The 24,489-nt window shown below is 62.3% G+C and carries 23 protein-coding genes; 11 read left to right on the top strand and 12 right to left on the bottom strand.

Features of this window, described 5'->3' with window-relative positions; translation table 11 throughout:
- Positions 1 to 39 precede the first annotated feature (39 nt).
- On the top strand, positions 40 to 930 hold the full coding sequence (locus CSING_RS12285; protein ID WP_042532725.1) for a LysR family transcriptional regulator: 891 nt from the start codon (positions 40 to 42) through the stop codon (positions 928 to 930).
- Here CSING_RS12285 and CSING_RS12280 read toward each other — a convergent pair.
- From CSING_RS12280 to CSING_RS12265, 5 genes are all read right to left on the bottom strand, one after another.
- Positions 878 to 1,843: an ArsA family ATPase gene (locus tag CSING_RS12280; protein WP_042532723.1), complete on the bottom strand. Its 966-nt coding sequence runs from the start codon at positions 1,841 to 1,843 to the stop codon at positions 878 to 880. The two genes, CSING_RS12285 and CSING_RS12280, sit on opposite strands and share 53 nt — an antisense overlap.
- Positions 1,834 to 2,091, bottom strand: coding sequence for a cory-CC-star protein (locus CSING_RS12275; protein ID WP_042532721.1), 258 nt, complete (start codon positions 2,089 to 2,091; stop codon positions 1,834 to 1,836). The genes CSING_RS12280 and CSING_RS12275 overlap by 10 nt, the downstream gene beginning before the upstream one ends.
- On the bottom strand, positions 2,081 to 3,787 hold the full coding sequence (locus tag CSING_RS12270; RefSeq protein WP_042532719.1) for a carbon starvation CstA family protein: 1,707 nt from the start codon (positions 3,785 to 3,787) through the stop codon (positions 2,081 to 2,083). Before CSING_RS12270 ends, CSING_RS12275 begins: the two co-directional genes overlap by 11 nt.
- Positions 3,788 to 4,640: 853 nt before the next feature.
- A complete protein-coding gene (locus tag CSING_RS13410) occupies positions 4,641 to 4,874 on the bottom strand; it encodes a replication protein RepA (RefSeq protein ID WP_239181277.1) in 234 nt (77 codons plus the stop codon).
- Between the two features lie 290 nt (positions 4,875 to 5,164).
- A complete protein-coding gene (locus tag CSING_RS12265; protein WP_042532717.1) occupies positions 5,165 to 5,767 on the bottom strand; it encodes a superoxide dismutase in 603 nt (200 codons plus the stop codon).
- A 176-nt stretch (positions 5,768 to 5,943) separates the two neighbouring features.
- Here CSING_RS12265 and msrA point away from each other — a divergent pair, with 176 nt between their 5' ends.
- A complete protein-coding gene (msrA, locus tag CSING_RS12260) occupies positions 5,944 to 6,594 on the top strand; it encodes a peptide-methionine (S)-S-oxide reductase MsrA (RefSeq protein WP_042532715.1) in 651 nt (216 codons plus the stop codon).
- 25 nt (positions 6,595 to 6,619) lie between these two features.
- Here the strand turns inward: msrA and CSING_RS12255 are convergent, their stop codons facing one another.
- Positions 6,620 to 8,461, bottom strand: a complete 1,842-nt coding sequence (locus tag CSING_RS12255) for an alpha/beta-hydrolase family protein (RefSeq protein WP_084226217.1) — start codon at positions 8,459 to 8,461, stop codon at positions 6,620 to 6,622.
- A gap of 141 nt (positions 8,462 to 8,602) precedes the next feature.
- Between CSING_RS12255 and CSING_RS12250 the strand changes: the two genes are divergently transcribed.
- Genes CSING_RS12250 through CSING_RS12240 form a run of 3 tightly spaced genes read left to right on the top strand, consistent with a single transcriptional unit; the run spans position 8,603 to position 11,205 of the window.
- Positions 8,603 to 9,550, top strand: a complete 948-nt coding sequence (locus tag CSING_RS12250) for an L-lactate dehydrogenase (RefSeq protein WP_042532713.1) — start codon at positions 8,603 to 8,605, stop codon at positions 9,548 to 9,550.
- The gene (locus CSING_RS12245) at positions 9,550 to 10,254 is read left to right on the top strand and encodes a glycerophosphodiester phosphodiesterase family protein (RefSeq protein ID WP_042532711.1); all 705 of its coding nucleotides are present in this window, start codon (positions 9,550 to 9,552) and stop codon (positions 10,252 to 10,254) included. Before CSING_RS12250 ends, CSING_RS12245 begins: the two co-directional genes overlap by 1 nt.
- Positions 10,255 to 10,275: 21 nt before the next feature.
- Positions 10,276 to 11,205, top strand: coding sequence for a DUF5926 family protein (locus tag CSING_RS12240; RefSeq protein ID WP_042532708.1), 930 nt, complete (start codon positions 10,276 to 10,278; stop codon positions 11,203 to 11,205).
- A gap of 14 nt (positions 11,206 to 11,219) precedes the next feature.
- On the opposite strand, the gene CSING_RS12235 is transcribed toward CSING_RS12240, so the two are convergent.
- From CSING_RS12235 to CSING_RS12225, 3 genes are all read right to left on the bottom strand, one after another.
- Positions 11,220 to 12,626 carry an LCP family protein gene (locus tag CSING_RS12235; protein WP_042532706.1) on the bottom strand — a complete coding sequence of 469 codons (1,407 nt, stop codon included), beginning with the start codon at positions 12,624 to 12,626 and terminating at the stop codon, positions 11,220 to 11,222.
- A 76-nt stretch (positions 12,627 to 12,702) separates the two neighbouring features.
- On the bottom strand, positions 12,703 to 13,404 hold the full coding sequence (locus CSING_RS12230; RefSeq protein ID WP_042532704.1) for a CPBP family intramembrane glutamic endopeptidase: 702 nt from the start codon (positions 13,402 to 13,404) through the stop codon (positions 12,703 to 12,705).
- Complete coding sequence (locus CSING_RS12225) at positions 13,401 to 14,546, bottom strand: amidase (protein ID WP_042532703.1); 1,146 nt, start codon at positions 14,544 to 14,546, stop codon at positions 13,401 to 13,403. Before CSING_RS12225 ends, CSING_RS12230 begins: the two co-directional genes overlap by 4 nt.
- Positions 14,547 to 14,579: 33 nt before the next feature.
- Between CSING_RS12225 and pheA the strand changes: the two genes are divergently transcribed.
- Positions 14,580 to 15,488, top strand: coding sequence for a prephenate dehydratase (gene pheA / locus CSING_RS12220; RefSeq protein WP_042532701.1), 909 nt, complete (start codon positions 14,580 to 14,582; stop codon positions 15,486 to 15,488).
- Positions 15,489 to 15,498: 10 nt separating this feature from the next.
- Positions 15,499 to 16,146, top strand: a complete 648-nt coding sequence (locus CSING_RS12215) for a histidine phosphatase family protein (protein WP_042532699.1) — start codon at positions 15,499 to 15,501, stop codon at positions 16,144 to 16,146.
- On the opposite strand, the gene CSING_RS12210 is transcribed toward CSING_RS12215, so the two are convergent.
- The 3 genes from CSING_RS12210 to CSING_RS12200 all read right to left on the bottom strand — a co-directional run bounded on the left by CSING_RS12210 (position 16,143) and on the right by CSING_RS12200 (position 18,445).
- Complete coding sequence (locus CSING_RS12210) at positions 16,143 to 16,490, bottom strand: metallopeptidase family protein (RefSeq protein WP_042532697.1); 348 nt, start codon at positions 16,488 to 16,490, stop codon at positions 16,143 to 16,145. The genes CSING_RS12215 and CSING_RS12210 overlap by 4 nt on opposite strands.
- Before the next feature lie 29 nt (positions 16,491 to 16,519).
- Positions 16,520 to 17,632 carry a septum formation family protein gene (locus tag CSING_RS12205; RefSeq protein ID WP_042532695.1) on the bottom strand — a complete coding sequence of 371 codons (1,113 nt, stop codon included), beginning with the start codon at positions 17,630 to 17,632 and terminating at the stop codon, positions 16,520 to 16,522.
- 81 nt (positions 17,633 to 17,713) lie between these two features.
- A complete protein-coding gene (locus CSING_RS12200; protein ID WP_042532693.1) occupies positions 17,714 to 18,445 on the bottom strand; it encodes a GntR family transcriptional regulator in 732 nt (243 codons plus the stop codon).
- 66 nt (positions 18,446 to 18,511) lie between these two features.
- Between CSING_RS12200 and serS the strand changes: the two genes are divergently transcribed.
- The 4 genes from serS (at position 18,512) to CSING_RS12180 (ending at position 24,485) form a co-directional block, all read left to right on the top strand.
- The gene (gene serS, locus CSING_RS12195; protein WP_042533475.1) at positions 18,512 to 19,777 is read left to right on the top strand and encodes a serine--tRNA ligase; all 1,266 of its coding nucleotides are present in this window, start codon (positions 18,512 to 18,514) and stop codon (positions 19,775 to 19,777) included.
- A gap of 87 nt (positions 19,778 to 19,864) precedes the next feature.
- On the top strand, positions 19,865 to 21,589 hold the full coding sequence (locus tag CSING_RS12190; protein ID WP_042532691.1) for a lysophospholipid acyltransferase family protein: 1,725 nt from the start codon (positions 19,865 to 19,867) through the stop codon (positions 21,587 to 21,589).
- Between the two features lie 356 nt (positions 21,590 to 21,945).
- Complete coding sequence (locus tag CSING_RS12185; protein ID WP_042532688.1) at positions 21,946 to 23,670, top strand: glycerol-3-phosphate dehydrogenase/oxidase; 1,725 nt, start codon at positions 21,946 to 21,948, stop codon at positions 23,668 to 23,670.
- A 77-nt stretch (positions 23,671 to 23,747) separates the two neighbouring features.
- Complete coding sequence (locus CSING_RS12180; protein WP_042532686.1) at positions 23,748 to 24,485, top strand: MIP/aquaporin family protein; 738 nt, start codon at positions 23,748 to 23,750, stop codon at positions 24,483 to 24,485.
- Positions 24,486 to 24,489: the final 4 nt, after the last annotated feature.

The following is a 24,489-nucleotide window of genomic DNA, read 5'->3' as shown; positions in this document are numbered from 1 at the left end:
TAAAATGTGTCAAAAGCAAGTAAATCATACGAGGTATGCATGAATCTGGAGGATGTGCGCGGCGTTGTCGCCGTGGCTGACCACGGGCTCGTCGGCGCGGCGGCGGATTCCCTCGGACTCTCCCAGCCCGCGCTAACCCGCCGCGTCCAGCGTGTCGAGGCGGAGGTCGGCGCGAGCCTCTTCCAGCGCAGTGGGCGGCGTCTCGCGCTCAACTCGCGGGGGCGGGCCTTTGTTGATCAGGCGCGGCGCATGCTCAACGCCGAGGCCGCTGCGCGCGATGCCGTGGCCCGCCTCATGGATCCGGAGCGGGGCACGGTGCGGCTGGATTTTATGCACTCCCTCGGCACATGGATGGTGCCGGAGCTGCTCAAGGCCTACCGCACCGAGCACCCACATGTGGATATCCGCCTGCACCAGGGGGCGGCGCGGGTGCTTGTGGAGCGCGTGCTGGCGGGCGAGTCGGATCTCGCACTCGTGGGACCGCGCCCGGGCACGGACTCCGCGGTGGGCTGGCACCAGCTCAAACTGCAACGCCTCGGTCTCGCGGTGCCGGAGGGGCACTGGGCCGCGGGCCGGGCGAGTGTGCGCCTCGACGACTTCGCGGATGAGCCTTTCATCGGCATGTTGCCGGGCTATGGAACGCGCATGCTTCTCGATGACCTCACGGCCCACGCCGGCTTTTCGCCCCGGCTTGTCTTCGAATCAATGGAGCTGACCACCGTGGCCGGCCTGGTGGCCGCGGGATTGGGCTCGGCGCTCTTGCCGCTTGATGACCCGTATCTCCACACCAGCAACCTTATCCCGCTGGAACCCGCGGCCTACCGCGAGCTGGGACTGGTGTGGCGCATCGGGGATGAAGCCCCGCCCGTCGAACGCTTCAAGGACTTCGTGGTAGGGAATCCGCCAGTGCACTCAACGCGTCCGGAGTAGAAACTTCATACGGCAGCCAGGGGATTTCCACGACCCGCTGACGGGGGAGCTTCTGCATCAGAAGATCCAGTGCCTCATCCTCGGAGGCTCGACGCTGCTGCAGGAAGTCATCCTCGCTGTTCGGCGTGCGGCGGTTGACCACGAGGCCGCCCACGTGCACTCCGTTGGCGGTGAGGTCCTCGAAGAACTCGGCAGTCTCCAGCACCGGGGTGCGGTCGGCGGTGAGGACGAGGAAGAAAGAGGTGGTGGAGGAATCGGTCAGTGCGCTGCGCAGGTGTTCAAACCGGTGCCGCCGCTTGAGCAAAGTGGAGCGAATCTCCTGGTTTCGGCGGTCCACCGGGTCCATGGAGCTGGCGGATACGGACTTTTCCGCCGATGTCATGCCGCGAACCACCGCGCCGAATTTATCGGACTTCTCGCGCCGCGCGAGCAGTCCATCGGTGTAGGCGGCCATCAACTCAGGGAGCGCCATAAGCCGCGAGGTATGTCCTGAAGGTGCGGTATCGAAAACAATGTGGTCGTAGTCCGCACGGCACTCTAGGAGTTCCGCGATGCGCTCCAGCATCGCCGCCTCGTGCGTGCCCGGCGAATGCCGGGCCAGGTCCAGGTGTCGATCGACTTCGCGGTGTAGGCGCTCCGGCATAAACCGTCGCATGTGCTTGGCGACGCCCCCCAGGTGCTCTTCCGTTACCCGCGCCGGGTCGATTTCTATGAGGTCGAGGTGGGGGTGGACAGTAGTGGGGACGTCGGAAAGCACAGCGTCCCAAATGTGGCCTAGGTTGTGGGCCGGATCCGTGGAGACGAGCAGGACGTCCCTGCCCTCCTGGGCCAGGCGTAGCGCGGTGGCGGTAGCCAGCGTGGTTTTGCCCACGCCGCCCTTGCCTCCGAAAAACATGATGGGGGTTAGCAGCATGAAATTCCGTTCAACGGTGAGCGCTCCATGCCCATGCGCGTGTGCCAGGCATGGACATCCTCGTACAGTAGCGGTAGCAGCTCGAGGGTGTAAAAGCTGGCGGGATTCGGCACACCGAGGGCCTCGGACATGACCAGCATCATGAAGAGATCGTCCTCTTCCTGCTGAGCCCTGGCGAAGGAACGGCGATAGGGCGCGGAGTAGAACTCGGTGAGACCGCGCCCAAGGGCCCTGAGCTTATCGCGCATCTGCCGGAAGAGGGGGCTCGACGTCCTCATCGTTCCACGTCACCTGCGGCGCCTTGCGCGCGCGGGAGATGGCAGCAATGGCCTCGCCGATGACCCACACGGCGGCGACGATGATGACGATATCGATGGCCAAGAGCAGCCAGTTCTGCGCCTGGAAGAGAGTCTTGAGCTGCAGGACCGCGGCCCACAGGGACATCACGGTGACGAGGACCAGCGGGATGATAACCGGCCACGTTGGGCGACGCAGTTGGGTGAGGATGACCACGATGATGGACAACGTCAGACCAGCCATGAGCTGGTTCGTGGTGCCGAATAGCGGCCAGATCAGCATGCCGCCGGAACCATCGGCACCCGTGGAGAAGGTCAAGCCCAGCGCGCAGCCCACCGCGATGATGGTGGCGACCAAGCCGCTGAGCTTGATACCCATGAGCTCGGCAGCCTCGGAGACCACCATGCGCTGCAGGCGCACGCCGGAGTCCATCGTGGTGGCGGCGAAGAGGACGGCCATGGTGGCCAGGATGGTGGCAGACAGTGAGGTGGGGATTCCCAGGCCCTCGTTCATGAGCGAGCCACCACCCTGGACAAAAGCGTCCACGCCGCCGGCATTCCATTCGTTGTAGACGTTTTCCCAATCAGCAACCGTTTTGAATCCGGAGGTGGTCGCCACGATAGTTCCCAGCGCTAGAAGGCCTTCGCCGACGGAACCAAAGTAGCCCACGAAGCGGGCATCTGCTTCCTTGTCCAGCTGCTTGGAGGAGGTACCGGAGCTCACCACGCCATGGAAGCCGGAAATAGCGCCACAGGCAATGGTGACGAAGAGCAGCGGGAAGATGCTTGGTGTATCGCCCGGAACGTGGTCCGAGACGCTTGGGGCAACGACCTCCGGGCCGGTGATGAGGAAGGAGCCGTAGAGGATGGCCAAGCCGACGAAGAGCTGGAGGCCGTTGATGTAATCACGCGGCTGAAGCAGTACCCACACCGGCAGCAGGGACGCAATGAAGGCATAGACGAAGAGCAGGATGATCCACACGCCGCGGTCCGGGATGCCCATGACAGTCTCCGGAAGGGCCAACGGGAAACGGTCACCGATGATCATGAGCGCGTAGAGCGCGGCCACACCAACGACGGAGACAATCGGCAGGTTCCAGTTCAGGCGGTAAATGGCCTGGCCAATAAGCAGGGCAACGAGGATGGCGCCCCAGGTTGGGATAACGGCCGTCGGGGTGGAGATGAGCAGGTTGGAAATCACCACCGCGAATGCGGCGTTCACCATGAGGAGCAGTAGGAAGATAACCACGAGGAAGAGAGCGCGGCCGCGCGCACCGATGTAGCGGCCAGACAGCGTGCCGATGGACTGGCCGCGGTGGCGCTGGGAGGCCCACAGCGCGCCGAAGTCGTGCATGCCGGCGAAAAAGACGGTGCCGAGGGTGACCCACAGGAAGGCTGGCAGCCAGCCCCAGATGACGGCAACCGCCGGGCCAATAATGGGCGCAGCACCGGCGACCGAGGTGAAGTGGTGGCCCCAGAGAACGTACTTGTTGGTGGGGACGTAATCGACGCCATCTTCCATGGTGTGGGAGGGCGTCGTGAAGTTATCTGAGAGCTGGTAGACCTTCGATGCTAGGAAGCGGGAGTACAGCAGATAGCCCGCCAGCATCATGGCGAGTCCAATAAAGACAAGGATGAGTGAGTTCACAGTAACCACCTGTAGAGATTCTCGGGGCAACGGCACAAAGTGAGGTGCCACCGCATGTGCAGGTGATGTGAATTATGCCATAGTCTCTGTGTGGAGGTGCAGTTAATTTCTATATCTCTATAGGGAAAGTTGTGGCGGGTGGCCTAGGTGCCCTAACTGACGGAGATTCCCTCACTCCCTCATATGGGAAAACAGAAAGACAAAAGCATCAAACGTTGAGTACTAGTTCAACACTTGATGCTCTTTCTGTGAAACATTCAGTCAGTGAGCTGAATGGTCAGAGTAGGTTTTCCGAGTCTATTTCTTTCCATCGTTGAGCTGCCGTGCCACGTTGTTTAAATGCGCTTACGAGGTCGCGAGCTACTGCGGGATGTCCTACGATGTGGCTTACTTTTGATAGTAGTTCGTTACTATCAGTCGCTTCTGAGTTGAGGAAATCTAGGATTTCTTGTCGAGTCCTGTATTCTTGTTCGAAGGTGAGGTCATGGCGTAGGCACGCTTTATCCCACGCTTTATGCTCTTCGGGGGCTGAGTTGAGTAGGATTGCGAGCCGTGTTTGGTTAAGTTCTAATTGGGAAATGCGATGCTCGATATTGTCCATGTTTTTATAGGGCCAGCCAAGCAATAACGTCTGCGATCATCAGTGAGGCGATGCGGTGTTGTTGTTTTGCATATTAAATATGCTTTCCGTAGATATTGGCAGTGGTGCTAATAATGATAACTTCTACCGAGCTATCGCGCAGGCCGAATTTCGGCGATCTAAGATTGCTTCGGTAACCAACCTTCAACTTCCTCACACCTAGTGAACGGGGTGAAGGAAGTCAATTGAAGTGCCCCAGATTTTCCCATCTGCTCAGACGGAACTAAACCCAGGACGCTTCAGTCTGTTGAGCTGGCGCAATACATTGAGGTCGATAGGGATGGGGGATTCAGCTACATGGCGGAAGAACCGGTTCGTTAAAACCAACTCTGATTCCATGAAGCTGCCTTGGTTTGGGTCGCGCGCGTCAAACCAAAGGTTCCAGGCATCCAAGATTTGAGTGTTTGCACCTCGAGCGTGCACTCCATCATCGCTTTGGACGGTGATAATCGAGCTGGCTAGTCGTTTGATTTGCTCACGCAGTAGAGTGACGTTCCCTCGTTTTCCCCGTTAGCGCGGTTATCAATTCCAATTGCTTGGAGGAAGTGACTCATAGAGTGGCCGAGTGGAATGGCGGGCTGAGATTTTCCGTCAGTTAGGGCCCTTGTGGTCAGGCACGGGCCCATATTGCTCAGTCGCAGGCACCTGAAAAACGGCGAAACCGCGCCGGGCCCTCAGAAAATCCGAGGGGCATCGGCGCGGTGTAGCGCTAGCTGGCCCTAAGGCCGGTGAGCTGCTTACTTGGTGGCAGCAGCGTAACGCTCAGCAACGTCCTCCCAGTTGAAGACGTTCCAGACTGCCTTGACGTAATCAGCCTTCACGTTCTTGTACTGGAGGTAGAAAGCGTGCTCCCACATATCCAGCATGAGCAGCGGGGTGAAGTTCACGGAGATGTTGCCCTGCTGATCGGTGAGCTGCTCAATAACCAGGCGGCCAGCAATGTGGTCGTAGCCCAGAACTGCCCAACCGGAGCCCTGCAGGCCGGTAGCAACAGCGGAGAAGTGAGCCTTGAACTTCTCGAAGGACCCGAAGTCGCGGTTAATAGCCTCAGCCAGGTCACCGGTCGGCTCGCCGCCACCGTTCGGGGAAAGGTTCTTCCAGAAGATGGAGTGGTTGGCGTGGCCACCCAGGTTGAAGGCCAGGTTCTTGGACAGCGCGCGGATGGCATCAGCGTTAGCCTCGCCGTTGCGCTGCTCCTCCAGAGCCTCAAGCGCAGCGTTAGCGCCAGCAACGTAGCCAGCGTGGTGCTTGGAGTGGTGCAGCTCCATGATCTCAGCGGAGATGTGCGGCTCCAGTGCGTCGTATGCGTAGTCGAGTTCCGGAAGTTCGTAAACAGCCATTGTTGAAATCCTTTCTATTGGGTTCGCGGCCCATGGTAGGGGCAGATTGAGAATTTGGCCACAATACTTTTAGTCGCCACGCTTAGTCGCCGGTCCGAGGCGGTGAACAAAAACCTGGCTCGCGTACAGCGTGGGAGAGTATAAGTGGTGCAACAACACGTAAAGGAGAATCCTGCATGTTCCTCTACAAGCCCGAACCGAAGCTCGTTTCCAAGGAGCAAGCCCTCCCCGGCCGGGCGGAGCCCATCCTGGACAACCCGCAGCCCCACGCCGTGCTGGGCACACCTATCACTGGCCCGTGGAAGGAGGGACAGAAGTCCCTCATCATCGCCATCGGTTGTTTCTGGGGTGCGGAAAAGATGTACTGGGAGACCGAAGGCGTGGAGTCCACCTCCGTGGGATACGCCGGTGGAATCACCCCGAACCCCACCTATTACGAGGTCTGCCGCGGGCTGACTAACCACGCAGAAGCCGTCCAGATTACCTACGACCCAGAGCGCGTAAGCTTGCGCGACCTCGTCGTGAAGGCCTTGGAGGCCCACGATCCGACTCAGGGTTTTCGCCAAGGCAACGATGTGGGAACCCAGTACCGCTCTGCCTTCTATCCAGAGACGGAGGAGGAGCGCGCGGAGATCCAGCAGCTGGTGGATTCCTACGCCGCCAAGCTTGTCGCCGCCGGCTTCGGCGCCACGACTACCGACGTCACCCTGCTCAGTGAAACGGAGGCTGGTGAGTACTACTTGGCCGAGGATGAGCACCAGCAATACCTTCACAAGGTGCCCAACGGCTACTGCCCGCACCACAGCACTGGTGTGAAGTGCGGCTAGGACTGTGGGCTGCACGCGTGTGCGGCTAGAACTGTTTGCGCACCTGCGTGCGGAAGTCGGTCGGTTTGTTGAGCTGGTCGCGCGCGACGAATTCCCGCATGCGCTCCGCGAGCTCGGGGGTGAGCTGGGTGCGGGTCTGCGAGCCGAGAACGGAATCCCAGTACCAGAAGGTTTCCTCGAAGTAGTTGTGGCCGTGGCCGCCGGGAACGTTGAGCGAGTTGATCTGGTCCAGCGCTACCTGCCAAAAGGTGATGAAGGGGTACCAGTGTAGGTTCTCAAAAGTATCGGCATGCAGGGCCTTCGGCGTGGGCTCGTGAATCCAGTTGGGCCGAGCGTAGATGAGTTTGTTATCCCACCACACGATGGGATCGGAGGCATGCTGGCCCACCGTCACCCGGGGCCGTTCCCACGGGCCATAGGGTTCGCCGAAGGCATCGTGGGTCATGTGCTCAGGGGAGGCGGCGAAGCGGAGGTGGCGGCCGCCGTCGATAAGCGGCAGGCGCTCCAAGGAGCCGCGCTCACGGTGAAGGCGGCGCATGAAGCTCGTCATGCGCGGCGGCCCAGTGAAGACGGCGCCATCGCAGTCGGCGAGAAGATCCTCGACGGTCTCGTAGTTTTCCACGATGGCGTAGCAGCCTAGGGATTCGCCGCTGAGGTAGAACTTAGGGCGATTATCTTCCGGGAGAAGCTCGAGGCGCTCGTGCACGGCGGTGATGAGCTCGCGGGCAAATGTGCGAGAGAGGTCCTTGTCTACCAGGTAGGAAAACATTGAGGGCAGGTAATCAAACTGCACAGCTACAGTGGCGCAGTTGCCGCGGGTGAGGAACTCGTAGGCGCTCACGGAATAGTTGTTAATCCAGCCTGAGCCGGAGGGCAGCTGCACCACAATGGTGTTGCGGTGGAAAGCACCCGTGCGATCCATCTCCGCCACTGCCTGGCGGGCGGCGGCCTGCGGACCGCGGCCGCGGATAAGGCCAATGTAGACACGGATCGGCTCACGCGCTCGGTCATAGTGCATGACTTCCCGGATATCCTCGGCGCGCGGGCCGCGGTCGAGGAAAGCCCTGCCCTGTGAGCCAACGGCTGTCCACGGCTCATGGGACCAGGGGCTGCCGGAGCGCTCCGGCTCCCACGGCATGGACGAGCCGGGGTAGACCAACCGGTTGAGCTCAAGGGCGTTGATGGAAGCCGAGTGGAGCATGCGGCGCCACACCATGCGGTCACTCAGGACAGCTGCGGCAAACCCTACGGCGCTGCCTGCGAGTGGCCAGGCGATCCATCGGGGAAGCCAGCGCTGAACCTGATGGGAGAGTTGTGTGACGGTGAGCTGCGTGGCCTCGCCGAGGACGAGCAGCGTGCCGTAGCCTGCGGTGCCCACAAGCATGCCGAGGGCTGCCGTCTGCGGGCCACGGTCGTTGAGCTTGCTCACGAGACGAGCCTGGGCGGTTTGGTTCTTCAGCGAGCGCAGTCCCGCGATGAAGGTACCGAGCCCCAGCGCGTAATAGGAGTAACGGCGGGTGGTGGGGCCGACGTGATCTTGGGGACGTCGCCCAGCCATACTCAACCCCTGTTTGGTGAGGAAAGCCAGAGTCGTCGCGGCGAGGTGCCCGGCGCCTTGCCCGATGGCCACATTCGCTGCCGTAACCCACCATGGGCGGGGCAGAAGGGATGGGGAGATGGCTGCCCACGTGGCAACCTCGGCGCCGAAGAGGCCGGGCCACATGTTCTGTGGCAGACGTCTCCTCCCCGTCATGCGTACGCCGGGGGTAAGATCGCTGACCAGCTCCAGGCTAAAAATTGCAGCGTGAAGGCCTTTTCGGGCGGCCTTCAGGGCGACGCGGCGAGCGAAGTGACGCATGCCCGCCATTGAACCAGCTTTAGTGCCTCCGTGCAGATGACCCTGGCAAGGTGTCTGATCGGGCATCTGAATTGTGAGATCGGACTACCGAACCTGTGAATTCGGGCGCATAACGAGCAATATTCGGACATTGGGGGCAGAATAGGAGTCATGGGAAATCATGTTGGAAACAAAGTAGTACTCATCGGCGCCGGCGACGTTGGAGTTGCCTACGCTTACGCTCTGGTCAACCAGGGCACCGTTGACCACCTAGCCATCATCGACATCGACGAGAAGAAGCTCGAAGGCAACGTCATGGACCTCAACCATGGTGTTGTTTGGGCCCCGTCCCGCACCCGCGTCACCAAGGGCACCTACGAGGACTGCAAGGACGCCGCCATGGTCGTCATCTGCGCCGGCGCGGCGCAGAAGCCGGGCGAGACCCGCCTCCAGCTCGTGGACAAGAACGTCAAGATTATGAACTCCATCGTGGGTGACGTCATGAAGAACGGCTTCGACGGCATCTTCCTCGTCGCCTCCAACCCCGTGGACCTGCTCACCTACGCTGTGTGGAAAGCCTCCGGCTTCCCGCACGAGCGCGTCATCGGCTCCGGTACCGTGCTGGATTCCGCTCGCTACCGCTATATGCTCTCCGAGATGGACGATGTCGCCCCGACCTCCGTCCACGCCTACATCATCGGTGAGCACGGCGACTCTGAGCTGCCGGTTGTGTCCTCCGCGAACATCGCAGGTGTGTCCCTGTCCCGCCGCTCCCAGAAGGACCCGGGCTACAACGAGCGCATTGAGAAGGTCTTCGAGGACACCCGCGATGCGGCGTACCACATCATCGACGCCAAGGGTTCCACTTCCTACGGCATCGGAATGGCCTTGGCCCGCATTACCCGCGCGGTCATCCAGAACCAGGCCGTGGCACTCCCGGTCTCTGCTTACCTGCAGGGCGAGTACGGCAAGGAAGATGTCTTCATCGGCACCCCGGCCATCGTTGACCGCAGCGGCGTCAACCGTGTCATCGAGCTGGAGCTTGATGAGCATGAGAAGGAGCGCTTCGAGAACTCCTACACAACGCTGAACACCATCAAGGAAGAAATCTTCGGCTAGTGAAGATTGTCGCCCACAGGGGATACTCCGGGAAATATCCGGAGTTATCCCCTCTTGCCTTTGAGAAGGCGCTCGAGCTGCCCATCCACGGCATCGAGTGCGATATCCGCCTGAGCAGTGACGGCAAGGTGGTGGTCCACCATGACCCCACCGTGGACCGCACCACGAACGGTTCGGGGCGCGTGTCCCGTCAGACGTGGGAGGAGCTGCGACGGCTGGACATCGGAGATGGCCAGCGCATGCTGCTTTTCGACGAACTCCTCGACATGCTCGACGGCAAGAACCACCATCTCTACGTGGAGACCAAGCACCCCTCGGGCCAGGGCGACATCCTTGAAGAGCAGATGGTGCTGCGTTTGCGCTACGCAGGGCTTATCGACGACCCCCGTATCCACATGATTTCCTTCAACCATCACGCCATCCGCCGCATGACGGCCTTGGCCCCACATGTGGATCGCATTTACCTGCGCCGCGATTGGGAACGCCACCTCAACCGATCTGATTTCCTGTTATCCCAGCCCACGGGTTTAGGCATGTCCATTTTGCGTGCCAAACTCCAGCCTGATGCCATTGGCGCATATGGTCTGCCGACGTACATGTGGACCGTCGATAAGCCGGAGGACATGAAGTGGGCGTGGGCCAATGGGGTGGATATTCTCGCCACGAATGAGCCAGAGGTGGCCCTCCACGCCATCGAGCTGTAGCAAGCAGGTAAGTTGTTCAGTATGGCCAAGAAGAAAAAGAACAACGAACAGCTGCCGGAGGGCATGTCCCGCCGCCAAGCCAAGCTCGCTGCCCGCGCCGCTGAGCGCGCCGCCCTAGAAAAGGACCCCCGCCCGTTTGGCGGCCTCGCCGCTGAGGCTAGCCTCGTCGCTCTGCAGGAATTCGTTCCTTCCGCAACGGCAAAGCTGTCGGTCAAGGGCTTCGACAAGGACGTCTACGTTGCCACCGTGCTGCCGGGTGCTTCCGCAGCCCTCATCCGCGATGAGGAGTCCGGCGGTGACGCCTTCGTGGGCCTGCAGGTGCAGTCCCACACCCACAACCCAGGTCGCGACCTAGCCTTCGCCCTGAACTGGGTGAAGAACAACGCGCCGGGTTCCACCCTGGAGTCCACCGCAGCGGATGGTTCCCAGCCGGAGCTCTCTGAGCTTCTCGACGAATCTGCAGAGCTCGATATCACCGTCTACCAGGACTTCTCCTGGTGGATGCCGGAGGGCGCACAGGTTCCGCCGCACATGGCCACCGCCCTGCAGCGCGCCAATGATTCCGTCATTGAGTCCTACCAGGTAGGCCAGGAGGCTGAGGGCTTCATCGGCACTGCTTTCTGGGCCAACGCCGGTGGCGGCAAGGCGCATATCCGCTGGGTACGCCCCTGCGATGATGAGAACGCCTTCCTCAACGCCCTGTCCCGCGTCGCTGCCCGCGGTGAGCTCAACCTGGGTGAGAACACCAAGTTCGCCGGTGTCTTCCGCACCCACGGCCTCATCGCCCCCGTCTTCGACCTAGACCCGGAGGTCGCTCACGATTCTTATGAGTCCGAGCTCTCCCGCGTGAACAAGGCTCTGACGGAGGAGATCTCCAACGATGCCAACCTGACCGCCGATGAGCGCAAGCAGCTGCAGAACATTAAGTCACGTCAGGTGACCTTGCGCTAGTCGTGTCGGCGCCCCTAGCGCAGTGAATCCCAGAGGGCCTGCGCTTGGGCGTCGTCCCACAGCACCACGTTGCCTACCACGGTGTCCTGGAATCCGCCGATGGGGACGGTGACCGTCTCGACGCCGGAGGACATCGACAGCGCCACGCGCGCCAGATGCCAGACGTGATCTTTCTGGCCCACGATGAAGGAATCTGCGGTGTGATTGACCAAGGAGATCGCCTTGAACGGGTTGGCGATGGTCGCCGGTGACGTGGTCTTGTCCAACAGTGCCGCGAAGAACTCGCGCTGACGCTGCACGCGGTCAAGGTCACCCATCGCTGTGGCGCGGGTGCGCACATAGCCCAAAGCATCTGGGCCGCGCAGTTTCTGGCAGCCTGCCTGCAGGTCAATGCCGGCGAGGGGGTCGTTGATGGGTTCTTGGACGCAGATCTCCACGCCTCCTACTGAATCAACGACGTTGGCGAGTCCGCCCATACCGATCTCCGCATAGTGATCGACGTGGAGGCCCGTAGCCTGCTCCACGGTCTGGGTCAGCAGCTGGGGGCCACCGTAGGTGAAGGCTGAGTTGACCTTGTCCATGCCAAAACCGGGGACGTCGACGTAACTATCGCGCGGAATGGACACCAGCGTGGCCTTGCCGGACGTAGGGATGTGCAACAGCATGATGGTGTCCGTTCGGCCGACACCGACATCACCACCGGTACCTAATTCTGCCTGTTGCTCCTCGGTGAGGCCCTGGCGGGAGTCGGACCCCACGAGCAGCCAATTTGTGCCGGAGGTGGACGCCACCTGCTCGGAAGGCAGCGCATCTATGCGGGTCAGGCGGGAGTCTGTCCACAGGGTAAAAGCTACCGTGAAGACGAGCGCGATGGCGATGAGCCAGCCTGCGCAGCCGAAGACCTGCTTGAGCGGGTTGACCTTCTTGCGGCGCCGGTGTGGGCGGCCGTCAGCGCGACGGCGGACACTGCGTGCTGGCGCATCGGGGTCATAACTGCGCGGTGGTGGGGCGGCAGCAGCGGGCGCGGCGTTGCGGCGCGGGTAGCGCTGGCCGCTGTGCTGAACTGGCTGCTGGCGCGGTGCGGACTGGCGGGGCGTGTGCTGCGCCATGTAGGCGTCCACATCGAAACGTGTCTCCTCCGGCCGAGCCGCGGGAGGATTGCCGCGGTGGGCTGAGGTGTGGTGGCCCTGCGAGCCGTGACGGTTGCCACTTGCGGACTGTGGGCGGCGGCGCACCGGGCGGCCATAACGGTCGCGTAAGGGCTGGCCGTCCGCGCCGAGGACGAAGTCGCCGGACTCGGAACCGGCGGCGTGGGCACCGGATGGGCCGGCAGAGCTGCCGAAGCTCGCGCGGCGGGCATCGCTGGGTGGCTCGCCGGCGCGCCGGGTTTCACGCTCAGGATCGCGTCCTCGATATGTCATGGGGAATACTGTACCGCTAAATCACTCCTGTCCCAGAGTTCACATTGGGCCAATGGGCGCCTTTTTCAGTGAATTGTTAAGCGCCGATGAGGAGTGCGTAGCCAACGAAGGCGACGGCGTCGATAAGAAAGTGCGCGATGACCAGCGGCCACACCTTCCCCGTGCGATGGAAATACCAGCCGTAGAGCAGCCCCATGAGGATATTGCCGAAGCCTGCTGATACGCCCTGATAAAGATGATAAGAGCCGCGCAGGATGGATGAGGCCGCCAGTGTCGCCGGAAGGGCCCAGCCACACTGCTTGAGCCGCGTCATCAGCCAATACACCACGACGAGCTCTTCCGCCCACGCGTTAGCGAAGGACTTGAGGAGCAGAACGGGGATCTCAATCCACGTGTCGAAGGCTCCCGGGATGACCTCCTTGGTCCAGCCCCAGTGGAGCGCCGTGTAATAGAGCGCCAGGCCCGGCAACCCAATAATCGCGGCCAAGGCCGCGCCGTGCAGGCCATCGCGCCAGCGCGGCCGTGGCGGCATTGCGAGGAGATACAGCACGAGTGCTCCCCACGCCACCAAGACAGCGGTGCTGCACAGCTGAAACGCGAGGTCGAGCAGCGTCGTGGTGGACTGCGAGGAGTTGATGGTGACGGACTGTTCGTTGAGCGGCGCGGGGTTCAGCAGGGCATCGGTCAGCCGTAGCATCGCACGAACCCCGGAGATGCCGAACGTGATGGTGAGGACAATGAAGATTTCCGCACGCAGGCGGGATCGCGTGAGGCTCATGGGTGCAGTACGTGGGCGAGGCCGAGGAGGGAGGCGTCGTCAAGCGTGATGCCTCCGAGGTGGACGCCCACCGGCGGGTGATGCGGCACGGGCCACGGTACGGAGATAGCAGGCAGCTTGGCCACGTTGAACAGCGACCCCCACGGTGACCAGCGCGTCTGCTCGTCGAAGTTCTCCTGGTGATCCAGCGCGAGGAAGTGTCCGCGGCGCGGCGGGTCGAACGCTAATGTGGGGGTCAGGATGGCGTCGACCTGCCAGAACTTCGTGAGAACCCCTGGCAGAACAATGGCGTGCCAGCGCGCCAGGGAATGCTCAAGGTCGGTCACTCGGCGGCCTTGGGTGCGAATCCACTCCGCGTAGCCTTCCGCGAACTCCAAGCCTGCCAGGCGGTGGGTGAAGATGTGCTGGAAGGCCTCGAAAGTGGCAGCTGCCTGCGGATAGGGCGAAATTGCCACGGTTTCGAAACCAGCGCCCTCCAATCGCGCGGCGGCCTCGCTGACCGCACGCAGCATGTGCGGGGCCACTTCTACTTCGGCAAAGAGCGGATCGGTAAGCACCCCGATGCGAGCGCGCGGCGTGCGGGGCTGAAGGCCGTGGAGCGTGGCGGCGTCGGCGACCGAGCGGGTAATAAACCCAGGCACGGAGAGGTCCTCCCCGGAAGGCTTGAAGCCCACCACACCGCAGGCAGCGGCCGGAACGCGGATGGAACCACCGCCATCGGAGGCATGAGCCGCGCGGAGCAGACCGCGCGCCACCTGTACGGCCGCACCGCCGGAGGAGCCGCCAGGCGTGTGCCCAGGGTAAAGCGGATTATCCGGATGTGGCAGGCCCACCGGTTCGGTATCGACGCGCAAGCCCAGTTCGGGAGTGGCGGACTTGCCGATGATGAGCGCGCCGGCGTCGATAAGCTCCTGCACGAAAGGATCCGTTTCCTCCGCCATGTAGGTGCGCTCGACGTGGCCGAGGCTGGTGGGCATGCCGGCGACGTCAGTGAGATCCTTGACAGAGAGGATCCAGCCGCTTAAACGCCCGTGGTGCTGCGGCCGCCGCTCCACATCGAGATAGGTGAAACCATGCTCTTCGGGGCTGAGGCCCGCGAGATCCTCACGGAGCTGCTCCAGGGTGAACTCGTTAACGTCCATGGCGGCCCAGTCTAGTGGGCTAAAGTTGCGTGCATGAGCACCACCATCGCATTCCTTGGTCCCGCCGGAACGTTTACGGAGGCGGCGATGCAGCGCTTCGCCGCAGACCTTGGTGAGACCCAACCGCTTCCGGTCGGTTCGCCCAAGGAGGCGCTCGCTGCCGTGCGCTCGGGAAAGGCAGACTATGCCTGCGTGGCCATCGAGAACTCCGTGGACGGCCCTGTCACGGCCACGTTTGATGCGCTTGCGGATGGAACGCCAGTCCAGATTTACCGCGAAGTGGACCTTCCCGTGTCTTTCTCCATCCTCACCCGCGGGAAGTCCGCGAAGGAGATTAAGACATTGTCAACCCATCCCGTGGCCTATCAGCAGGTGCGGGGCTGGTTGGAGGAGAACCTGCCGGGCGTGGAGTACGTTCCGGCGGCGTCGAATGGCGCGGCGGCTCAAGCCGTGGCGCGCGGTGAGGTCGATGCCGCTGCGGCCCCCGCGCGCGCGGGCGAGATCTTTGAACTGGAATCACTAGCGGAGAACGTTGCGGACGTGGCGGGCGCAACCACACGTTTCGTGCTCGTCGGCCCCGCCGGCAGACCCACCGCGCGCACCGGGCATGACAGAACGTCCGTCATCTTTACTCTGCCCAATGAGCCGGGCTCCTTGGTCGGTGCCCTCCAGGAATTCGCGCACCGCGGGGTGGATCTCTCCCGCATCGAGTCTCGTCCGCTGCGCACCGTCTTTGGGAATTACCGCTTCCACGCCGACCTCATCGGGCATATCGAGGACCAGCCGGTAGCGGAGGCATTGCGGGCATTGTGGTTGCGCGCAGAGGAGGTTGTCTTCGTTGGTTCATGGCCTTCGGCGGTGGCCACGTCAGCGCCCCAGTTGGATCTTGCCCGCCTGAAAGAGGCCGATGAATGGGTAGCGAAGGCGCGCACCGGGCAATAATGTGTGAAGCATGACCGGAAGAATCATCCTCCTGCGCCACGGCCAGACCTTTTCCAACATTGACCGCATCATGGATACCCGCCCACCAGGTGCCGAGCTCACCGAGCGTGGCCGCGGCCAGGCAGAGGATGTCGGCCGCGAGCTGGCGGAGCTGTGTGAAGGCCGCCGCGTGCGCTTCATCTGCTCGATCGCGCTGCGTGCTCAGCAGACCGCGATGCTGGCTGCCCGCACCTATGCCGAGGCTGCCGATGAGCGTGACGTCCCCGTGGAGGTCCGCGTAGGCCTGCACGAGGTCTTCGCCGGCGAGCACGAAATGAGCGGCAGCGAGGATACCCACCGCGAATACATGGTGGCCTTGCGCGGCTGGCTCGACGGTGACGCTGAGTCCCGTATGCCAGGCGGCGAGAGCTACGCGGATGTACTGGAGCGCTACCAGCCGGTGCTGGAGGATATTGCGCAGGAGCTTGATGATGACGAGGATGTCGTCGTGGTGAGCCACGGCGCTGCCATCCGCGTGGTCACGACCCATGCGTGCGGCGTCGATCCAGACTTCGCTTACACCGGCTACATGCCGAACTGCCGTTTTACCCTCATCGAGCCGCAGGGCCAGCCCTTTGGCCACTGGACGCTCAAGCGCTGGGCGGACACCGAGGTTTAGCCCCAGCCGAGCTCGTGGAGACGGTCCTCCTCAAAACCGAAATAGTGGCCCACCTCGTGAAAGACGGTCACCATGACCTCGTGGGCTAGCCCCTCTTCCGAGTTGCTGATGGACTGCAGCGGCTTGCGGTAAATAGAAATGGTGTCCGGAAGGTAGCCGGTGTGCGTCGCCGTGCGGTGCGTGAGCATCACGCCCTCATAGAGGCCGAGGAGGTTCGGGTTCTCCGGATGCTGGTCTTCTACGAGGATGACAACGTTGCGCATCTGGTCGACGAATTTGTCTGGAATCTTGTCGAGGGCCTCGCCCACGAGCTCTTCGAAGCGTTCCTCGCTGACCTCGTACATCGCTGCTCCTTCGTAATGATTGGGGCCGTTTACTGCGCGGCCACTGGGACGTCGACAGGTGCTGCGGGATCAGCTGGGGCCTCGGAAGGGTTCGTATCACCTGGCTGAGCATTCGGATCACGCAGGGGGTTGCGCTTGGGTTGCTCGGTGGGCGGGGCTCCGTCAATGCTCAGGCCGTCGCGACCGTCCTTGGCGGAGCCCGTCACGGTGGAGAAGAAACCATTGTTGACGTGGATCAGTGAGCAGTTGACCGAGCGTGAGCCGCCTTCCCAGGATTCGCGGGTGAGCGCGCCCCAGAACGGTTGCAGCGTGGATTGGTAGAGGTTTTCCTCGCCACCGAGGTAATCCATGGCATCTTGGGTGCACGTCTCAGATAGGTGCTTGTCCAGCTCCTCATCGCTTGGGTAGCCGCCGGGGAAACGCTCTGCCACGTTGATGACGGAGACGGTCTCCATCTGGTGCGGCTCGGTGCAGGGAACGGTGCTGATCACCTTATTCTCATCAACCTTGCGGCATTCGCCGGGCTTGGCGACGACCGCCTGGTCCACCTCCGACACCTTGCCGGTGGACTCCTGTGGAATGCCTGCCGAGTCCGTGGTCTGCAGGCCGCACAACAAGGTGCGGTCGCCCTTCTCCCAGGAGGCTGCTGGCGGCAAGATGGAGGCGATGTCATAGCGACCATTGGGGTCCCACTTGCCGTTGAGGTAGCTCACCGTGGGGGCTTCGCAGAGCTCATCGCGGAGGGCGTTTTGGCGGGTAATGTCGGGGCGCTCGGCGTTGCGGCCAAACTCACTGGTGGGGTAGGCGCTCAGGTCCTCGCGGGCCGAGATTTCAAAGCGGTGCGGTTTGTCGCAGCTGGTCTGCTCAAAGCCGGTGGCCGTGCCATCCTCTGCGATATCCCACGTCACGCATGCGCCGGCGGAGGCGCTAGTGAAGGATGCGGCCTGTGCAGGCGGGGCCGAAGGATCGGCGGCCTGGCTGCCGTCAACGCTGGGGGTGGCGGACTCGCTCGCCGCGGAATCGGTACCGGTAGACTCGCCGCTAAACACGCCGTAGGCAGCCAGAAAGGCGGCCGCAGCCAAGGCGGCCACGAGGACGACGCGGATGGCGGAGGCGGAGCGCCATGCAGAAGAAGTGCTCATAGAACTCCCCATAGTACTCCCTTCGTTGTACTCGCTTCGTTCCGGCGACTATGCGGGGCGTGAAACTGGGGACAGGGCTGCTTAGTCCACGGCGCGGGCGACACGGGTGGTGAGGCGGTAGCGGTCGGTGCGATAGACCGAGGAGCACCATTCCACGGGCCGATCCCCGGAACGGGCGAAGCGGGTGATGTGGAGGAGGGGGGTGGCTGGGGGGACGTCGAGAAGCTCGGCGATCTCCTCATCCGCCGCCACAGCCGTCACTGTTTGTTCGGCCTCCGTGATGGGGACATCAAAGGTCGAGCCCAGAATGGCGTAGACGGAGTTGTAAATATCATTTTCCAGCAGCGTGGGCGCGAAGGTGGAGTTGTACCAGCCATCATCAATGGAATAAGGCTCGCCATCGCCCAGACGCAGGCGGCGCAGGTGAGTATGGGCCACGGTGGACTCGGTGTTAAAGAATTCGCACACGTCCTCGGGCGCGGTGCTGCGCTCACCGAGCAGGATCCTCGAGGAGGCCGTGACCTTTTGCAGGCCCATCTCATCGGAGAACGATGCCAAATGGAGGTGGGAGACCAGCGGATTCGGGGCGACGAACGTGCCTTTGCCGCGCACGCGGCGCAGGCGGCCTTCCGCCACTAAATCCCCAATGGCGCGGCGCACCGTAATGCGGGAGACACCATAGGTTTCTTCCAGAATGCGTTCGCCGGGCAGGATGTCACCGGGTTTGAGTGTGGTGCGGCAGAGCTCGGAAAGAATATCCCGCAGCTGCGCGTGCTTGGGCACGGGGCCGTCGGTGATGATGTGAGGTGCCATAACACCTATGATATGCCACTGGTTATGACCACCGCAAAGGTTTCGCTGTGCGCTAAACTGTTCGGCGTGATTGATCTCAAGTTTCTTCGCGAAAACCCCGATGTAGTCCGCGCGTCCCAGGTCAACCGTGGGGAGGATCCCGCGCTGGTGGACCAGCTACTCGCTGCCGATGAGCAGCGCCGCGCGGCGATTGTGAAGGCGGACCAGCTGCGCTCGGAGCAGAAGGCCTTTGGCAAGAAGATTGGCCAAGCCTCCCCGGAGGAACGCCCGGCACTGCTTGAGGGCTCCAACGAGCTCAAAGAGAAGGTCAAGGCAGCCGGCGAGGAAGCGGCTGCTGCAGAGGCCAAGGTGGAGGAGCTGCAGTACCAGCTCTCGAACGTGGTTGAAGGCGCGCCGGCCGGTGGCGAGGATGACTTCGTCATCATTGAGGAAGTAGGCGAGAAGCCGCAGTTCGACTTCGAACCGAAGGATCACCTGGAGTTGGGTGAATCGCTGGGGCTTATCGACGTCAAACGGGGAGCCAAGGTCGGCGGCGCCCGCTTCTACTACCTCACCGGCGATGGTGCCTTCCTACAGCTGGGCATGCTCATGCTGGCCGCACAGAAGGCCCGCGAGGCTGGCTTTACCCTCATGGTGCCGCCGGTGCTCGTGCGCCCAGATGTCATGCAGGGAACCGGCTTCCTGGGTCAGCACTCGGATGAAATTTACTACCTCCCGGCGGATGATCTGTACCTCGTCGGAACCTCCGAGGTAGCTCTTGCTGGTTATCACAAGGATGAAATCATCGACCTGTCCAACGGCCCGGTGCAGTACGCCGGCTGGTCCTCCTGCTTCCGCCGCGAGGCCGGATCTCATGGCAAGGACACGCGCGGCATTTTGCGCGTGCACCAGTTCGACAAGCTGGAGATGTTCGTCTACTGCAAGCCGGAAGAGGCAGAACAGATGCACCAGAAGCTCCTCAGTATGGAGAAGGACATGCTGGCTGCGATGGAATTGCCCTACCGCACCATCGACATCGCCGGCGGAGACCTCGGTTCCTCCGCTGCTCGCAAGTTCGACAACGAGGCGTGGGTGCCTACGCAGGAGACCTACCGCGAGCTGACCTCAACGTCGAACTGCACCACCTTCCAGGCCCGCCGCCTGTCCACGCGCTACCGCGATGAGAACGGCAAGACTCAGTACGCCGCTACCCTCAACGGCACCCTCGCCACCACCCGGTGGCTCGTGGCCATCCTGGAAAACCACCAGCAAGCGGACGGTTCGGTCGTGGTTCCGGAGGCTTTGCGTCCTTTCGTAGGCAAGGACGTGCTTCACCCCGTAAACTCCCAGTAGAACGCTGCGCGCGGGGTTTCGTGCGCAGTGCCCCTTGTCCCTCCTCGCCGGCTCGGGCCGGCGAGGGCCTTACCTGTTTGGAGCACCATGAGCGCTGTGAGCAACGTTGTCTACCGGCAGATTACCCACGTAGGTCGCGGGCTGACCTTGGCCCAAGGGTTGAAGATGCGTTTGTCGGGTGTGGAGAATATCCCGGATGAAGGCGGCGCGGTGATCGTGTGCAATCACACCGGTTACATGGATTTCCTCTTCGGGGCTTTCCTGGCGTACCGCAAGAAGCGCCTTGTGCGCTATTTGGCCAAGGCTTCCGTTTTTAAGGCCCCCGTGGTGGGACAGCTCTTTCAGATGATGGGCCACGTTCCGGTGGACCGTATCGATGGTGGTGCGGCCATTGTTAAGGGCACCGAGCTGGCTAAGAACGGCGAGCTCGTGGGCGTCTTCGCGGAAGGCACGATTTCTCGCAGCTTTGAGATCCGCAGCATGCGTAATGGGGCCGCGCGGATTGCCCATGCCGCGGGTGTGCCCATCATTCCGCAGGTGATTTTCGGCTCGCAGCGTTTGTGGACCAAGGGCCAGAAGAAGCACCTGGGCCGCACGAAAACCCCGATCCTCATCACGGCCTTGGAGCCGTACTACACCACGGGCGATCATGATGCGGACATCGCTGAAGTGCGCCGCCGCATGCAGGACGCGCTGGAGAGCCTCTGGGAACAGTATGAGGCCGAGTTTGGCCCAATGCCGGCGGGCGAGTATTGGGTGCCCGCGCGCAAGGGGGGCGGCGCGCCGACTTTGGAGGAGGCCGAGGCCCAGGACACTGAAGTGGAAAGCGAGCGCTATCGCGTGCGCAGGCTTCGTGATGACCTGACCAGCCTCAAGGGGCACGTGTCTGCGGCCACCATTGAGCTTGTGCGCGACCGCATGGCGCTGATGAAGTCCTCCACGCCTGAGGCTGCCGATGCTGACGCCGCGCTTGGCGACGTCCCCCCTACCGCCACCACCGACCCCGACCAAGGCAAGGATCGCCCCCGCACCGCGCCGGAGACCCTCGACTGGATCAAGGAGAACCTCAACTCCGTCGTTGAAGAAGCTACCCGTGGCCTGGAGGAAGGCCGCGAGAAGGTCACCGAGGTGATGGCGCAGCTGAAGTCTGACGTTGCTGAGGCTCAGGCTTCCATGACGGCGAGCGGCAAGGAGATTTTTGCGGGCTCGGTTGTGGAGCAGGGTCTGCTCTCTGCAGCGACGCAGTCGCGCCTCATTGTGTCCCGCCTCCCGCACCGCATCAAGGCTGAGTACTCGGCGGTCCCGCGCGTCATTGTGGCGGACCAAAGTGCGCTGAGCATGGACGGCGGTGAAGTGTCGAAGCGTCTGCAGGAGGCGCTGGCTGAACTGCACCCGCAGGCAGAAGAGCTGGTCATCATTTCGCAGCAAGGCACCGTGCTCGATGCCGCAGCGCTGGACGCTGTTCCGCAGACCGTGTGGCGCATTGCCTGCAGCGAGCGCGCAGAGGCCGTGCAGTTCAACGATGCCCCTGGCGGCGATGTCGTTACGGCGGCTTCACCGGCAGAGGGGCTCGCAGCTGTGGTGAAGAAGATTGGCGCTGAACCCAAGGACCTGCTTTTCTTTGCCAACGAGCCGGGCGATGAGACCTTTGCCGAGGGTGGAGAGGGAGTTGCTGTGCACATGGTGGCCCTGGAAACCGCGCCCATTGAGGTAGTTAAGGCGGCTCAGGCCGTGACCTATTCGGCGGAGCGCTTCGGAATTGCGGAAGTTCTCGAGGCGATGGCTCGCCTGCAGCAGCCGAAAAAGAAATAAGTCAGGACATCTCCCACTTATTTGACGCAGTCCCTGCCCTTTAATGCCCCCTGATGGGGGTATTTTTCGTTTTGCGATCCTACTGAATTGGGTGCAAAAGTCCTGCTTACCTCACCGGAACCTACGTGTGAGTAGCGTCTCCAGAAGGAAATTGAGGTGACCTATAACATTGGATTTGGGAGAAAACTTCTTCTTCATCCGTCCCGCGCGGAAGGGCGATCACGGTGTTCAACGCTGCGGAATCGAATCTGGGCGGTGGATGAGCAACACTTGCTTTGAGCTGCGCCTTTGTCACTTGAACAGAACCTTCTGGCTCCGCGCAGTAGTAAGCAGCGAGAGAGGAGATTTGGTCAATCATGACCACGACGAGTAATTACAGCTTCAACCCCGAGTATTTTGAAAAGGCCTGGAACGACTATTCCACTGAGGATTATGACGTTGTCATCATCGGTGGTGGTTCCGTCGGCGCCGGCGCCGCCGTCGATGCAGCAACGCGTGGTCTGAAAACAGCCGTCGTCGAAGCCCGCGACTTCGCTGCCGGCACCTCGTCGCGTTCTTCTAAGATGTTCCACGGTGGCCTGCGCTACCTGGCTATGTTCGACTTCCGCCTGGTGGCTGAGTCCCTCAAGGAGCGCGAGCTCAACATGTCCACCCTGGCCCCGCACCTGGTGAAGCCGCTGAAGTTCATCTTCCCGCTGACCCACCGCGGTTGGGAGCGTGTCATGATGTTCGGCGGATTCACCCTGTATGACTTGATGGGCGGCGCCAAGAGCGTCCCGATGCAGAAGCACCTCACCCGCAAGGGCGTGCTCAAGGTGACCCCGGGCCTGAAGGAAGACGCAGTCGTCGGTGGCGTGCGCTACTACGACACGCTGGTCGACGACGCCCGCCACACCATGACTGTCCTGCGCACCGCCGCCGAGTACGGCGCCAGCGTGCGCACCGGCACCGAGGTCACCGGCTTTGAGAAGGATGCGCGTGGCCGCATCACCGCCGCCCACGTGCGTGACCTCGAGACCGGCCGTGAGACCACGGTCCGCGGCAAGGTCTTCATCAACGCCACCGGCGTGTGGAACGACAAGATTCAGGACATGGCGGGTGCCGAGGGTAAGTTCACCGTTCACGCCTCCAAGGGTGTGCACATCGTCGTGCCGAAGGACGCCCTCGATGCCGAGGCCGCCCTGTGCTTCGTCACCGAGAAGTCCGTGCTGTTTGTCATCCCGTGGGGCGAGTACTGGATCATCGGCACCACCGATACCGACTGGGAGAAGGGCCTGTCCCTGCCGGATCCGGCCCCGACGAAGGCGGATATCGACTACATTTTGGACCAGGTCAACCAGCGCGTGCGCAATAAGATCACCCGCGATGACATCGTCGGCGTCTACTCCGGCCTGCGCCCGCTGCTGTCCGGCAAGTCTGACTCCACCACCAACCTCTCCCGCAACCACGCCGTGGCCCGTGTGGCACCGGGCATGGTTTCCGTGGCTGGTGGCAAGTACACCACCTACCGCGTCATTGGTAAGGACGCGGTGGACCTGGCCGCCAAGGAGCTGGGCACCAAGGTGGCTGAATCCATTACGGAGCGCACCCCAATCCTGGGTGCGGACGGCTACCACGCCTTGGCCAACCAGGTCCCAGCACTGGCCCGCCGCTTCAACCTCAGCGAGGACCGCATCGAGCACCTGCTCGGTCGCTATGGCTCCCTCATCGATGAGGTCCTGGCACCTGCCGCCGAGGACTCCTCGCTCCTCGAGCCGGTTCCGGGCGCTGAGAGCTACATCTGGGCTGAGGTTCGCTATGCCGTCACCCACGAGGGTGCTCTGCACATCGACGACATCGTGTCCCGCCGTCTGCGCGTGGCCATCGAGTTCGCCGACCGTGGCGTTGCCGCTGCTCAGCCCATTGCTGAGTTCGTCGCGCCGCTGCTGGGTTGGGACCAGAGCGACATTGAGCGCGAGGTTGCCCACTTCAAGCAGCACACCGAGGCGGAGCTTGCCGCCGAGGCTGCACTCACCGACCGTGAGGCAAATGACATTCTCGAGCGCGCAGGTAGCGCACGAGCCACTAAGGAAGAAGCCTAAGCGTCACGGGGCCCAGCGAGGACGTTGTGAAGTCACTCGCTGGGCCCTTGGCCTAGGTAAAAGAGAAAGGACCTCTTATGACCGGAACTGATGCATTCCTGTGGGAGTTTATCGGCACTGCAGTGCTACTTCTCCTGGGTAACGGCGTGTGCGCCGTTGTGAACCTGCGTACCTCTGGGGCGCGCGGTGCAGACTGGATCGTTATTGCAATGGGTTGGGGCCTCGGCGTCTTTGTCGGCGCCAGCATCGCCGACCCCTCCGGCGGCCACCTTAACCCGGCGGTCACCATCATGCTTGCTGTGAACGGCTCCCTTGAATGGAGCCTGGTGCCGTATTACCTCCTGGGCCAGATCCTGGGCGCCATGCTTGGTGCCTTCCTGGCATGGGCAGCGTTTAAGCAGCTTTTCGACGCCAACAATGTCGACGAAGCCGGCAACGTCACCGGCGCCAACAAGAGCACTGGCGGCATTTTCTTCACCAACCCGGCCCACCCGAACAATGGTTGGAACGCGGTCACCGAGTTCATCGCCACCTGCGTGCTCCTCATGTTCATCGCTTTCGGCCCGGCCGGCGGCGAGCTTGGCCCGCTGAGCTACTTCGGTGTCGCCTTCGTCGTGGTCTCCATCGGTCTGTCGCTCGGTACCCCCACTGGCTATGCCATCAACCCGGTCCGTGACCTTGGCCCGCGCATCATGTACGCCTTCATCCTCCCCATCAAGGACAAGGGCACCGGAAACTGGGGCTATGCCTGGGTTCCGGTCGTCGCGCCGATGCTGTCGGCCGTGGCTATTGGCCTGTTGTCCATGGCTCTCTAAAACA

Source organism: Corynebacterium singulare (assembly GCF_000833575.1).
GTDB classification, from domain to species: domain Bacteria; phylum Actinomycetota; class Actinomycetes; order Mycobacteriales; family Mycobacteriaceae; genus Corynebacterium; species Corynebacterium singulare.
Note: the sequence above shows the minus strand (reverse complement) of the source record. Positions and strands in the feature narration are given on the sequence as shown.

What these genes read in the sequence shown, in the direction of transcription:
- CSING_RS12280 (WP_042532723.1), bottom strand. Translation starts at nt 1,843, where the DNA reads ATGCTGCTAACCCCCATCATGTTTTTCGGAGGCAAGGGCGGCGTGGGC.
- CSING_RS12210 (WP_042532697.1), bottom strand. Translation starts at nt 16,490, where the DNA reads ATGTACGAGGTCAGCGAGGAACGCTTCGAAGAGCTCGTGGGCGAGGCC.
- CSING_RS12275 (WP_042532721.1), bottom strand. Translation starts at nt 2,091, where the DNA reads ATGCGCGATAAGCTCAGGGCCCTTGGGCGCGGTCTCACCGAGTTCTAC.
- CSING_RS12285 (WP_042532725.1), top strand. Translation starts at nt 40, where the DNA reads ATGAATCTGGAGGATGTGCGCGGCGTTGTCGCCGTGGCTGACCACGGG.
- CSING_RS12180 (WP_042532686.1), top strand. Translation starts at nt 23,748, where the DNA reads ATGACCGGAACTGATGCATTCCTGTGGGAGTTTATCGGCACTGCAGTG.
- CSING_RS12235 (WP_042532706.1), bottom strand. Translation starts at nt 12,626, where the DNA reads ATGACATATCGAGGACGCGATCCTGAGCGTGAAACCCGGCGCGCCGGC.
- pheA (WP_042532701.1), top strand. Translation starts at nt 14,580, where the DNA reads ATGAGCACCACCATCGCATTCCTTGGTCCCGCCGGAACGTTTACGGAG.
- CSING_RS12190 (WP_042532691.1), top strand. Translation starts at nt 19,865, where the DNA reads ATGAGCGCTGTGAGCAACGTTGTCTACCGGCAGATTACCCACGTAGGT.
- CSING_RS12240 (WP_042532708.1), top strand. Translation starts at nt 10,276, where the DNA reads ATGGCCAAGAAGAAAAAGAACAACGAACAGCTGCCGGAGGGCATGTCC.
- CSING_RS12200 (WP_042532693.1), bottom strand. Translation starts at nt 18,445, where the DNA reads ATGGCACCTCACATCATCACCGACGGCCCCGTGCCCAAGCACGCGCAG.
- CSING_RS12225 (WP_042532703.1), bottom strand. Translation starts at nt 14,546, where the DNA reads ATGGACGTTAACGAGTTCACCCTGGAGCAGCTCCGTGAGGATCTCGCG.
- msrA (WP_042532715.1), top strand. Translation starts at nt 5,944, where the DNA reads ATGTTCCTCTACAAGCCCGAACCGAAGCTCGTTTCCAAGGAGCAAGCC.
- CSING_RS12205 (WP_042532695.1), bottom strand. Translation starts at nt 17,632, where the DNA reads ATGAGCACTTCTTCTGCATGGCGCTCCGCCTCCGCCATCCGCGTCGTC.
- CSING_RS12265 (WP_042532717.1), bottom strand. Translation starts at nt 5,767, where the DNA reads ATGGCTGTTTACGAACTTCCGGAACTCGACTACGCATACGACGCACTG.
- CSING_RS12230 (WP_042532704.1), bottom strand. Translation starts at nt 13,404, where the DNA reads ATGAGCCTCACGCGATCCCGCCTGCGTGCGGAAATCTTCATTGTCCTC.
- CSING_RS12255 (WP_084226217.1), bottom strand. Translation starts at nt 8,461, where the DNA reads ATGGCGGGCATGCGTCACTTCGCTCGCCGCGTCGCCCTGAAGGCCGCC.
- CSING_RS12250 (WP_042532713.1), top strand. Translation starts at nt 8,603, where the DNA reads ATGGGAAATCATGTTGGAAACAAAGTAGTACTCATCGGCGCCGGCGAC.
- CSING_RS12185 (WP_042532688.1), top strand. Translation starts at nt 21,946, where the DNA reads ATGACCACGACGAGTAATTACAGCTTCAACCCCGAGTATTTTGAAAAG.
- CSING_RS12215 (WP_042532699.1), top strand. Translation starts at nt 15,499, where the DNA reads ATGACCGGAAGAATCATCCTCCTGCGCCACGGCCAGACCTTTTCCAAC.